The following is a 13093-nucleotide window of genomic DNA, read 5'->3' as shown; positions in this document are numbered from 1 at the left end:
CAGGGATCGCGCCTGCGGCACAATCCCTGTTGTTAACCTTACAGCAGATCGCGGAACTGCGTTTGTTTTAACGCCAGCTCAACGCCGCGAACTTCCGCCAGCCCTTTCAGGCGACCAATCGCGGAGTAGCCTGGGTTGGTTTTCTTGTGCAGGTCGTCAAGCATCTGGTGTCCGTGATCCGGACGCATCGGGATAGGACGCAAATCGCCCGCCTTTTTACGGCGCTGTTCTTCGCTCAGGATGGCAGCAACCACCGATACCATATCCACATCGCCTTGCAGGTGCGCACCTTCGTGGAAGGTTTTCGGGTTATCTTCACGGCAGGTGGAGCGCAGATGCGTGAAGTGGATTCGATCGCCAAAGGTTTCGATCATTTTCACCAGATCGTTATCGGCGCGCACGCCGTAGGAACCGGTGCACATGGTGAAACCGTTATTGATGCTGTCGACGGTTTCTTTCAGCCACTGCATATCTTCGATAGTCGAAACAATGCGCGGCAGGCCGAGGATCGGACGCGGCGGATCGTCAGGGTGGACAGCCAGACGCACGCCGACTTCTTCCGCCACAGGCACAATCGCCCGCAGGAATACCGCCATATTATCGCGCAGATCGTCTTTGCTGATGCCGTCATATTCAGCGAGGCGCGCACGGAACTGATCCAGCGTATAGCCCTCTTCCGCACCGGGCAGGCCGGCAATGATATTGCGGGTCAGCTTTTCGATATCGGCATCGCTCATAGCATTGAAGTAATTCAGCGCCTGGCGTTGTTCTTCTGCGGTGTAATCCGCTGCGGCGCCTGGGCGCTGAAGAATATGCAGTTCGAAGGCTGCAAAAGCAATCTGGTCAAAACGTAGCGCTTTGGAGCCGTCCGGCAGCTGATATTCGAGATCGGTACGCGTCCAGTCGAGGATCGGCATGAAGTTATAGCACACGGTATCGATGCCGCAGGTCGCCAGATTACGGATACTCTGCTGATAATTGGCAATCCACGTTTGGTACTGGCCTGAACGCGTTTTGATATCTTCGTGGACAGGAATACTTTCCACCACCGACCAGGTCAGCCCTTTTTCAGCCAGAATAGCCTGACGCTGTTGAATCTCTTCTACCGGCCACACTTCACCGTTGGGAATGTGGTGCAAGGCGGTCACAACACCCGTTGCGCCAGCCTGACGCACATCATCAAGCGATACCGGATCGTTAGGTCCGTACCAACGCCAGGTTTGTTCCATTGTTTCACCCCACAAGTTGTTATACCAAATTAAACTACCTGAATGACGACTACCATACAGCCATCCCGTAGATGTTCAACAGATGGCCTATCATTGATTGATCCAGCTCACATTCCCCGGATAAATGAGGCACACCAATTCAATTTGCTGTCATATAACTTTATACTGCCATTGTTAATTAATGGTTAATCAGGTGTATTTAATGAAAACTATTGCCTCAGCGCCACTGGCGGAAAATGTCATGATGCCGCAGTACGACCGCCAACAATTAAAAACGCGGATTGTACATTTTGGTTTCGGTGCTTTTCACCGCGCCCATCAGGCGTTATTAACCGACAGGGTGCTGAACGCGCAGGGCGGAGACTGGGGGATTTGCGAGATTAGCCTGTTCAGTGGCGATCGGCTGATGCGTCAGCTTCGCGAACAGGATCATTTATTTACCGTGTTAGAAAAAGGGGCTAACGGCAACCAGCCTATTGTTATCGGTGCCGTTAACGAATGCCTGAACGCCACGCTGGATTCGCTGGCGGCCATTATTGAAAAATTCTGCGAGCCTCAGGTCGCGATTGTCTCGTTAACCATCACGGAAAAAGGCTACTGCATCGATCCGGCGACGGGTTCGTTAGATCTCTCTAATGCGCGTATTATTCACGATCTGCAGACACCGGCTGAACCGCACTCCGCCCCCGGTATTATCGTTGAAGCGCTGCACCGCCGACGTGAACGTGGGCTGCAGCCGTTTACCGTCCTCTCCTGCGATAACATCCCGGACAATGGTCATGTGGTAAAAAATGCCGTACTGGGGATGGCGGAAAAACGCTCTCCTGAGCTGGCGCACTGGATCCAGGAACACGTCAGTTTCCCGGGTACTATGGTGGATCGGATTGTTCCCGCCGCCACCGAAGAGTCGCTGGCTGAAATCGCCCATGAGCTGGGCGTTGCCGATCCTTGCGCAATCAGCTGCGAGCCGTTTATTCAGTGGGTGATTGAAGACAACTTTGTCTGTGGTCGTCCGCAATGGGAAACCGCGGGTGTCCAGATGGTTGAAAACGTCTTGCCGTGGGAACAAATGAAACTGCGGATGCTGAACGGCAGCCATTCGTTTCTCGCTTATCTCGGCTATCTGGCCGGATTCCAGCACATCAGCGACTGTATGCAGGATAGCGCATTTCGTGAAGCCGCTTACCGGCTAATGCTCACCGAACAGGCCCCCACGCTGCAAATTACCGATGTTGATTTAAACCAGTATGCCTTAAGCCTGCTGGACCGCTTTGCCAACCCGGCGCTGAAACACAAAACCTGGCAAATCGCGATGGATGGTAGCCAGAAATTACCCCAGCGAATGCTGGAAGGGATCCGCGTTCATTTATCACGTCAAAGCGAGTGGCCGCTGTTGGCGCTCGGCATCGCAGGCTGGATGCGCTACGTGAGCGGTGTGGATGATTCAGGCGCTACGATTGATATTCGTGACCCGCTCAGTGAGAAAATTGCCGCTCTGGTGGCACAGAGCACTGAATCAGAACGTGTCAGCGCCCTGCTTTCGCTGCATGAGATTTTCTCCGCCGATCTCGTACAGAACCCGCAGTTTGTCGCAGCCATTCAACAGGCCTGGCAACGTATTGCCCAATACGGTGCGCATCAGGCTGTCATTGAAACGTTAAAAAATTAACGATTTCTGCCATTAAACAGGACGAAGCACGTCTTCGTCCCCTCACCCCTTCTCTTTTTCCCCATTTTTCGCCAGGATTGTTAAATGCCATTACGGTAATTTATGATTCTGGAGTAATTGTGACTAAAACCAATCTCATCACTGGTTTTCTCGGCAGTGGCAAAACCACCTCTATTCTTCATCTATTGGCGAACAAGGATCCCGCAGAGAAGTGGGCCGTGCTGGTCAATGAGTTTGGTGAAGTAGGTATTGATGGCGCCCTGTTAGCCGACAGCGGCGCATTGCTAAAAGAGATCCCCGGCGGCTGTATGTGCTGCGTTAACGGTCTACCGATGCAGGTTGGCCTCAATACGCTGCTGCGTCAGGGAAAACCCGATCGATTGCTGATTGAACCTACTGGCCTCGGACACCCTAAACAAATTCTGGATTTACTCACCGCACCGGTTTACGAACCGTGGATCGATCTGCGCGCGACCCTCTGTATTCTTGACCCCCGGCTGTTACTGGATGAAAAAAGCGTCGCCAATGACAATTTCCGCGATCAGCTGGCCGCCGCAGATATCATTGTTGCCAATAAAGCCGACCGCGCCACAGCGGAAAGCGAAAACGCCTTGCAAACCTGGTGGCAACACTACGGCGGCAATCGCCAGTTGGTTCATGCCGACCATGGGCAAATTGACGGGCAGTTACTGGATTTACCCCGACTAAACCTGGCAGAGCTTCCTGCAAGCGCAGAGCACGCCCATAGCCATGCAGACAAAAAGGGACTGGCGGCATTGAGTCTGCCGTCACAGCAGCGCTGGCGGCGCAGCCTGAACAGCGGCCAGGGCCATCAGGCCTGCGGTTGGATTTTTGACGCCGATACGGTGTTCGATACCATCGGTCTGCTGGAATGGTCCCGTCTTGCCCCCGTGGGGCGCGTGAAAGGTGTCATGCATATAAAGGAAGGGCTGGTGCGCATTAACCGCCAGGGAGACGACTGGCATATTGAGACGCAAAACGTCGCGCCACCGGATAGCCGTATTGAACTCATCGCCGATACTGAGACCGACTGGAATACGCTACAGAGTGCATTGTTGAGACTTCGTTTAGACGCTAACGCGTAAGGTTGCCTTCGTTTTTATAGCAATGGTAAACGATGATGAAAACCCGATACCCTCTTATTCTCCTACTCAATATTGCGGGGCTGGCGCTGTTTCTGTCCTGGTATCTTCCTGCCGGGCATGGGATCTGGTCTTCATTGGATACGGGCGTTTTCCGCTTCTTTAACCAGAAACTGGTGGAAAGCCCGCAGTTCTTGTGGATTGTTGCTATTACCAATAACCGGGCATTTGATGGTTGCTCCTTGCTGGCAATGGGCGCCTTGATGCTGCATTTTTGGCTGAAAGAGACGTCGGAAGGTCGCCGACGCATTGTCGCTATTGGCCTGGTTATGCTGCTCACCGCAGTGGTATTAAATCAGTTAGGCCAGGCGCTTATTCCCGTTAAACGCGCCAGCCCTACTCTGATGCTGGATAATATTTATCGCGTCAGCGAACTGTTGCATATTCCGACTAAAGATGCGTCCAGAGACAGTTTCCCCGGCGATCACGGTATGATGCTGCTTATTTTTTCCGCATTTATGCTGCGTTATTTCGGAAAAGTCGCCGGAATAATCGGCCTTATTATCGCTGTGGTTTTTGCCTTTCCACGCATAATGATTGGCGCTCACTGGCTCACCGATATCGTGATCGGTTCCATGACTGTCGTCTTGATTGGTCTTCCCTGGTGGCTAATGACACCGTTAAGCGACCGATTAGTCACTCTGTTTGCGAATTATCTGCCCGGTAAAAACAAACATTTTTTAAACAAATAACGCACAGTAATTAACATCATCAGGGAAAACTCTGATTCCCTGATGATGCTTGTCAATATTTCATCATTCTGGCTGTCATTCTCCCGTCATCTTATTCATCTTTAAAATGATTGGGTTGCGTCTTTTTTATCCCGATTGTTCTTAATTTAGGCAATGCCGGTTATTCACTTTCTGTATCAATTTTTCTTATAAGAAATCACGTAAATTCACTCGCAATGACCGGACCGATCGGGTAATCTCGAACTCGTTTTGCCTCGCGGGATAATTATTCTCTTCAGGAATAAATTTGTGCGTTCTGCCACAGATTTGACCTTAAAGAATTGTCTCATCGTGCGATGGTAATTAGTCTCGTCACGTTTGGCATTTTTTATAACGATATTTATCGTTAAGGACTTCAAGGGAAAACAAACAAAATGGTCAAATCTCAACCGATTTTGAGATATATCTTGCGGGGCATACCCGCGATAGCAGTTGCGGTTCTGCTTTCTGCATGTAGCACAACGAACACCGCCAGGAATATGCATTCTGAGACGCATGCTGTGGGCAATGGAGATAACTCTTCACTGCAAGCCTCTCAGGATGAATTTGAAAATATGGTCCGTAATATCGATGTTAAATCACGTATTATGGACCAGTATGCTGACTGGAAAGGCGTGCGTTACCGCCTTGGCGGCAGCACCAAAAAAGGTATTGATTGTTCAAGCTTCGTACAACGTACGTTCCGCGAGCAATTTGGTTTAGAGCTTCCTCGCTCAACCTACGAACAACAGGAAACGGGTAAATCCGTTTCGCGCACTAACCTGCGCACAGGCGATCTGGTTCTGTTCCGTGCTGGCTCCACTGGCCGTCACGTTGGTATTTATATCGGCAACAACCAGTTCGTACACGCCTCGACCAGCAGCGGCGTTATCATTTCCAGCATGAACGAACCTTACTGGAAAAAACGTTACAACGAAGCTCGCCGGGTCCTGAGCCGCAGTTAATTTCGTTTGGCAGCTATCCCTTGGCTATCCTGATGAGACATTTTGAAAAGCACTGCTTCGGCGGTGCTTTTTTTTTGCTTTGTCTTGTGACTAAGAAAAATCTCACAAGGTGAGTCATTTCAGGTTATATTCATACAGAATAAGCGGTTAACTCAGGTAAACATAAGGAACTATGTTTAAACGCTCCTCTTCATCCAATCAGAAAATCCTGCTTTCCTGTATGTTAACGGGGCTTATCGTCGCGCTCCTGGTGAGTACCCTGCAATTTTTCGTGACCTGGCATAAACGAGACATTAAGTACGACACGCTCCTTTCCGATATCCAGAATTATGTCAGCAGCTACTTCGCCGATCTCAAATCCACCACAGATGACCTTCAGCCACTGGTCGCCAACAGTTGTCAACAAGTCGCTGCTCAACTGACCTCCAGCGCAGCCTTTAGCCTCAACGTTCGCGCATTTTTACTGGTCAAAAACGGCATTGCTTTCTGCTCCTCCGCAACGGGAGCAATGTTCACCCCGATTTTAGATCTGGTCCCAAGCCTCGATATCAGCAGAAATATTGATGTGGAATTACTCCCCGGTACGCCCATGATGCCGAACAAGCCGGCGATAATGATTTGGCACCGGAACCCATCGTTCACTGATAGCGGCGTGTTTACCTCACTGAATATTAATCTGGCCCCTTACCTGCTTTATACCGCCCGACAGGATGATTTTAACGGTATTGCCATAGTCGTCGGTGATAACGCGATTTCAACATTTTCATCACGGATTATTGATGCCTCCGCTCTGCCCCACTCTCACTGGCGGCAGGCGACCCTGGAAGGTATTCCGCTACAGATTCGTTTATATGCCGATGAATGGACCTATACCGATGTCTGGTATTCGATTATGTTGGGATGCATGGCGGGGATTATTGCCGCACTTCTTCTCTGGTACTACATCTACACCATCCGTTTACGTCCGGGCAAAGATATCCTCAACGCTATCAAACATAACCAGTTTTATGTGGTGTACCAGCCCGTCGTAGAGGTGCAGACACTGGAGGTGAAAGGTGTAGAGGTGTTATTACGCTGGAATCATCCGACAACGGGTGAGATCCCACCGGATGCTTTTATTCACTACGCCGAATCCCAGAAAATGATTGTCCCGCTGACCCAGCATCTCTTTAAGTTGATAGCCCAGGACGCACCGATGCTGCAAAAAGTGTTACCTGCTGGTGCAAAATTGGGGATCAATATCGCGCCAACTCATCTGCACGGCGAGACGTTTAAAGACGACATTCATCACCTGCAGGCCTCGCTTCCCGCAAACCATTTCCAGATGGTGCTGGAGATCACCGAACGGGATATGCTTAATCAACACGAGGCAACAAAGCTTTTTGAATGGCTTCATTCCGCAGGTTTTGAAATTGCCATTGATGATTTTGGCACCGGCCATAGCGCGCTGATTTATCTGGAACGCTTTACCGTTGACTACCTGAAAATCGATCGCGGGTTTATTAACGCCATTGGAACAGAGACCCTGACCTCTCCGGTTCTGGACGCCGTGTTGACACTCTCTAAGCGTCTTAATATGCTGACGGTGGCTGAAGGGGTTGAAACGCCTGAGCAAGCCCGTTGGCTGCGCGATCGTGGAGTGCATTTTTTCCAGGGATACTGGATTAGCCGACCATTAAAACTTGCTGATTTCGTGCGTTGGATGGCGCAGCCCAATAAGCCGACGTGGTGATCGCAGTATGCGAATCATATACTCTCACTCGCCGCCACATCCCTTATCTTTCAGGCATGATGCCCGTCGGGTTGTGGCAGGAAAAGGAAATCGCATTTAATGATCCCTCGCGTATTGCTGCTGTTTATCGCCCTCATCGGGTTTAGCGCCGAGGCGCAGTCCATCAAAGAAAGCTATGCTTTTGCCGTACTGGGCGAACCGAAGTACGCGTTTAACTTTAATCACTTTGATTACGTCAACCCTTCGGCCCCCAAAGGCGGGCAAATCACACTCTCCGCCATCGGCACATTCGATAACTTCAACCGCTATGCGATGCGCGGTAATCCCGGAGCACGTACCGAAACGCTTTACGATACGCTGTTTACTACCTCTGACGATGAACCTGGCAGCTATTATCCGCTCATCGCCGACAGCGCACGCTATGCTGATGACTATTCCTGGGTAGAAATCGCCATTAATCCGCGAGCGCGTTTTCACGATGGCTCCCCCATTACCGCCAGCGATGTCGCATTCACCTTCCACAAATTTATGACTGAAGGCGTGCCGCAATTTCGCCTGGTCTACAAGGGAACAACGGTAAAAGCGATCGCGCCATTAACCGTACGTATTGAATTAGCCAAACCGGGTAAAGAGGACATGCTTAGCCTGTTTTCATTACCCGTGATGCCAGAGAAGTACTGGAAAGATCATAAGCTCAGCGATCCCTTATCATCGCCTCCGCTCGCCAGCGGTCCTTATCGCATCACGAAATGGAAGATGGGTCAGTACATTGTCTATTCGCGCGTCAACGATTATTGGGCCGCTAATCTGCCCGTCAACCGTGGCCGCTGGAACTTTGATACCATCCGCTACGACTACTATCTGGATGACAACGTCGCCTTTGAAGCGTTTAAGGCCGGAGCGTTTGACCTGCGTCTTGAAAACGATGCCAAAAACTGGGCGACACGTTATACCGGTAAAAATTTCGCGAATCATTACATCATCAAAGATGAGCAAAAAAACGAATCCGCCCAGGATACGCGTTGGCTGGCGTTTAATATTCAGCGCCCGGTGTTCAGCGACCGACGGGTGCGAGAAGCCATCACCCTGGCCTTTGATTTTGAATGGATGAATAAAGCTCTGTTCTATAACGCCTGGAGTCGGACCAACAGCTATTTTCAGAATACCGAGTATGCCGCTAAAAATTACCCCGATGCGGATGAACTGGTAATACTTGCGCCCTTGAAAAAAGATCTCCCTCCTGAGGTCTTCAGCCAAATTTATCAGCCGCCGAAATCAAAAGGCGATGGCTACGATCGTGACAACCTGTTGAAAGCCGATGCCTTACTGGAGCAGGCCGGATGGGTACTTAAGGGACAACAGCGCGTAAACAGCGCCAACGGTAAACCTCTGAGCTTTGAACTGTTGCTCCCGGCGGGCAGTAACAGTCAGTGGGTGCTGCCGTTCCAGCACAACCTGCAGCGCTTAGGCATTACAATGAACATCCGCCAGGTTGATAACTCACAAATCACAAACCGGCTGCGCAGTCGTGACTATGACATGATGCCGAGATTGTATCGCGCAATGCCGTGGCCAAGTTCGGACCTGCAAATTCTCTGGGCCTCTGAATATATTGACTCCAGCTATAACGCCCCGGGCGTGCAAAGCCCGGTGATTGATAAACTGATCAACCAAATCATCGCGGCGCAGGGTGATAAAGCCAAACTAATCCCACTCGGTCGGGCACTGGACAGGGTATTAACCTGGAACTACTACATGTTGCCGATGTGGTTTATGGCAGAGGATCGCATCGCCTGGTGGGATAAGTTTTCGCATCCAGCTATTCGCCCCATTTATACCATTGGTCTCGACAACTGGTGGTACGACGTTAACAAAGCGGCGAAACTGCCAGCAGCCAGACGGCAGGGAGAATAAATGGGCGCTTATCTGATTCGACGTCTGCTACTGGTGATCCCAACGCTTTGGGCCATCATCACCATCAACTTTTTTATCGTGCAGATTGCCCCCGGTGGTCCGGTTGAGCAGGCCGTCGCCGCCATTGAGTTCGGGCAAAGCGGGGCATTACCCGGCGCGGGTAGTGAAGGCATTCGCGCCAGCCACGCGCAAACCGGCGTCGGCAATATCAGCGACAGTAATTACCGAGGCGGCCGTGGTCTTGACCCGGAAGTGATCGCCGAAATCACTCGCCGTTACGGGTTCGATAAGCCTATTCATGAGCGTTATTTCAAAATGCTCTGGGACTATATTCGTTTCGATTTCGGCGACAGCCTGTTTCGTAGCGCCTCAGTGCTGACGCTTATCAAAGACAGCCTGCCTGTTTCCGTCACGCTGGGGCTATGGAGTACGCTCATTATCTATCTGGTGTCGATACCGCTTGGGATCCGCAAAGCCGTTCACAACGGCAGCCGATTTGATGTCTGGAGCAGCGCATTCATTATTATTGGCTATGCCATACCGGCCTTTTTGTTTGCGATTTTACTGATCGTCTTTTTTGCCGGGGGCAGCTATTACGACCTGTTCCCGCTTCGCGGACTGGTTTCCGCCAATTTTGATTCCCTGCCCTGGTATCAGAAAGTGACCGACTACCTTTGGCATATTACCCTGCCAGTGCTGGCGACGGTGGTTGGGGGTTTTGCCGCGCTAACCATGCTGACCAAAAACTCATTTCTGGATGAGGTACGCAAACAGTATGTCGTCACCGCGCGCGCCAAAGGGGTCAGCGAGAAAAACATTCTGTGGAAACATGTGTTTCGCAATGCCATGTTGCTGGTAATCGCTGGCTTCCCGGCAACGTTTATCAGCATGTTTTTTACCGGTTCGCTGCTGATTGAAGTGATGTTTTCACTTAACGGTCTGGGACTACTGGGTTATGAATCCACCGTATCACGTGACTACCCGGTAATGTTTGGCACGCTCTATATCTTCACCCTGATCGGTCTGCTGCTGAATATCCTCAGCGACATCAGCTATACGCTGGTCGATCCCCGTATTGATTTTGAGGGACGCTAATGTCGCGATTAAGCCCCGTCAATCAGGCCCGCTGGGCGCGTTTTCGCCATAACCGTCGCGGCTATTGGTCGCTGTGGATTTTTCTACTGCTCTTCGGCCTTAGCCTGTGTTCAGAACTGATTGCCAATGATAAGCCGCTACTGGTGCGCTACGACAGTAGCTGGTATTTCCCCCTGTTCAAAAACTACAGTGAAAGCGACTTCGGCGGACCATTGGCGACCCAGGCTGATTATCAGGATCCGTGGTTACAGCAGCGCCTGGAAAACCGGGGCTGGATCCTGTGGGCGCCGATACGCTTTGGAGCCACCAGCATTAACTTTGCCACTGATAAGCCCTTCCCTTCCCCGCCTTCTGCACAAAACTGGCTGGGAACGGACGCCAACGGTGGTGATGTGCTGGCACGGATCCTCTACGGCACTCGTATTTCTGTCCTGTTTGGATTAATGCTAACCCTGTGCTCCAGCGTGATGGGGATCATGGCTGGCGCAATCCAGGGCTATTATGGCGGCAAGGTGGATTTGTGGGGGCAACGATTCATTGAGGTTTGGTCAGGTATGCCAACGCTGTTTTTGATCATACTGCTGTCGAGCGTGGTCCAGCCAAACTTCTGGTGGCTACTGGGCATTACCGTGCTGTTTGGCTGGATGAGCCTGGTTGGCGTGGTACGCGCGGAATTTTTACGTACCCGAAACTTTGATTACATTCGTGCCGCTCAGGCGCTTGGCGTGAGCGATCGCAGTATTATTCTGCGCCATATGCTGCCCAATGCGATGGTCGCCGCCCTGACCTTTTTACCGTTTATATTATGCGCCTCGATCACCACTCTGACCTCGCTGGATTTTCTTGGCTTCGGCTTACCGCTTGGATCGCCATCGCTGGGAGAACTCCTGTTACAGGGTAAAAACAACCTGCAGGCACCGTGGCTTGGTATCACCGCGTTCATCTCCGTTGCCCTGCTATTATCGCTACTGATATTTATTGGTGAAGCGGTACGCGACGCGTTCGATCCCAACAAGGCGATTTAAGATGACACAACCGCTATTAACTATTGAAAATTTATCGGTAGGTTTTCGCCAACAGGAGACCGTGCGCACCGTGGTCAATACCCTCTCACTGAGGGTTGAAGCCGGGCAAACTCTGGCGCTGGTGGGCGAGTCCGGTTCGGGTAAAAGCGTGACCGCACTTTCTATTCTACGGTTATTACCGACCCCTCCCGCAGTCTACCTTTCCGGCGACATCCGTTTTCATGGCGAATCATTGCTTCATGCCGATGAGCAGACGCTTCGCGGCGTTCGCGGGAATAAAATCGCCATGATTTTCCAGGAACCAATGGTGTCGCTAAACCCGCTTCACAACCTGGAAAAACAGCTGTATGAAGTGCTGTCGCTGCATCGGGGAATGCGTCGGGAGGCCGCGCGGGCAGAAATACTGACCTGTCTGGATCGGGTCGGCATCCGTCAGGCGGCCAAACGTCTCGCAGACTATCCGCACCAACTGTCCGGCGGCGAACGCCAGCGCGTGATGATCGCCATGGCGCTGCTTACGCGACCGGAGCTGCTTATTGCCGATGAACCGACCACCGCGCTGGATGTCTCCGTACAGGCGCAAATCCTGCAGCTGCTGCGGGAGTTACAGCGCGAGCTGAACATGGGATTACTGTTTATCACCCACAACCTCAGCATTGTGAAAAAACTGGCCGATACCGTTGCGGTGATGCAAAACGGCCAGTGCGTTGAGCAAAATCGAGCAGCACAGCTGCTCACTGCGCCAACACATCCCTACACGCAGAAATTGTTAAACAGCGAACCTTCCGGCGATCCGGTGCCTGTACCTGCCGGGCAAGCGCCATTGCTGGAAGTGGAAAAACTCTGCGTCGCCTTCCCCATCCGTAAAGGTATCCTGAAGCGTGTGGTGGACCATAACGTTGTGGTTAACAACGTCAGTTTTTCCCTCCGGCCCGGTGAAACGCTGGGGCTGGTCGGGGAGTCAGGATCGGGGAAAAGCACTACCGGGCTGGCGCTACTGAGGTTAATCACCTCACAGGGAAGCATTGTGTTCGATGGCCTGGCGCTGCATACCTTAAATCGCCGCCAGCTGTTACCGGTACGTCACCGCATTCAGGTTGTTTTTCAGGATCCCAACTCCTCGCTGAACCCGCGCCTGAGCGTGCTACAGATTATTGAGGAGGGACTGCGCGTTCATCAGCCAACCCTGTCAGCCGAGCAGCGCGAAGCGCAGGTGAAAGCGGTAATGGCGGAAGTGGGACTGGATAGCGAAACGCGGCATCGTTACCCGGCGGAGTTTTCCGGCGGTCAACGTCAACGCATAGCCATTGCCAGAGCCTTGATTCTCAAGCCTTCCCTGATCATTCTGGATGAACCAACATCGTCGCTCGACAGAACCGTACAGGCGCAAATCCTGACGTTGTTAAAGTCTTTACAGGAAAAGCATCGCCTAGCTTATATCTTTATCAGCCATGATTTGCACGTAGTACGCGCGTTATGCCATCAGGTTATTGTGCTAAGGCAGGGAGAGGTCGTGGAGCAAGGACAATGCGAGCACGTATTTAACGCGCCACAGCAGGCATATACGCGTCAGCTGCTCGCGCTAAGCTGA

Annotated in this window: 10 protein-coding genes; 9 read left to right on the top strand and 1 reads right to left on the bottom strand. The window is 51.7% G+C overall.

Annotated elements, in window-relative coordinates; translation table 11 throughout:
* Positions 1–38: 38 nt before the first annotated feature.
* On the bottom strand, positions 39–1229 hold the full coding sequence (gene uxuA, locus HV334_RS08875) for a mannonate dehydratase (protein ID WP_016156994.1): 1191 nt from the start codon (positions 1227–1229) through the stop codon (positions 39–41).
* 202 nt (positions 1230–1431) lie between these two features.
* Between uxuA and HV334_RS08870 the strand changes: the two genes are divergently transcribed.
* From HV334_RS08870 to yejF, 9 genes are all read left to right on the top strand, one after another.
* Positions 1432–2898 (top strand): fructuronate reductase, encoded by a 1467-nt coding sequence (locus HV334_RS08870; RefSeq protein WP_181221487.1) that lies wholly within the window; start codon positions 1432–1434, stop codon positions 2896–2898.
* A 119-nt stretch (positions 2899–3017) separates the two neighbouring features.
* Positions 3018–4004 carry a GTP-binding protein gene (locus HV334_RS08865; RefSeq protein WP_181221485.1) on the top strand — a complete coding sequence of 329 codons (987 nt, stop codon included), beginning with the start codon at positions 3018–3020 and terminating at the stop codon, positions 4002–4004.
* A 35-nt stretch (positions 4005–4039) separates the two neighbouring features.
* Entirely contained in the window at positions 4040–4753 is a 714-nt protein-coding gene (locus HV334_RS08860) for a phosphatase PAP2 family protein (protein ID WP_019077242.1), read from the top strand.
* A gap of 413 nt (positions 4754–5166) precedes the next feature.
* On the top strand, positions 5167–5736 hold the full coding sequence (mepS, locus tag HV334_RS08855) for a bifunctional murein DD-endopeptidase/murein LD-carboxypeptidase (protein WP_003027474.1): 570 nt from the start codon (positions 5167–5169) through the stop codon (positions 5734–5736).
* 172 nt (positions 5737–5908) lie between these two features.
* Positions 5909–7468, top strand: coding sequence for a cyclic di-GMP phosphodiesterase (locus HV334_RS08850; protein ID WP_049282332.1), 1560 nt, complete (start codon positions 5909–5911; stop codon positions 7466–7468).
* A 99-nt stretch (positions 7469–7567) separates the two neighbouring features.
* Positions 7568–9382, top strand: coding sequence for an extracellular solute-binding protein (locus HV334_RS08845; RefSeq protein ID WP_181221483.1), 1815 nt, complete (start codon positions 7568–7570; stop codon positions 9380–9382).
* Positions 9383–10477, top strand: a complete 1095-nt coding sequence (locus HV334_RS08840) for a microcin C ABC transporter permease YejB (protein WP_016153751.1) — start codon at positions 9383–9385, stop codon at positions 10475–10477.
* On the top strand, positions 10477–11502 hold the full coding sequence (locus HV334_RS08835; protein WP_016153752.1) for an ABC transporter permease: 1026 nt from the start codon (positions 10477–10479) through the stop codon (positions 11500–11502). The genes HV334_RS08840 and HV334_RS08835 overlap by 1 nt, the downstream gene beginning before the upstream one ends.
* A gap of 1 nt (position 11503) precedes the next feature.
* A complete protein-coding gene (yejF, locus tag HV334_RS08830; RefSeq protein ID WP_181221481.1) occupies positions 11504–13093 on the top strand; it encodes a microcin C ABC transporter ATP-binding protein YejF in 1590 nt (529 codons plus the stop codon).

Source organism: Citrobacter sp. RHBSTW-00944, assembly GCF_013615435.1.
GTDB lineage: Bacteria > Pseudomonadota > Gammaproteobacteria > Enterobacterales > Enterobacteriaceae > Citrobacter > Citrobacter braakii.
Note: the sequence above shows the minus strand (reverse complement) of the source record. Positions and strands in the feature narration are given on the sequence as shown.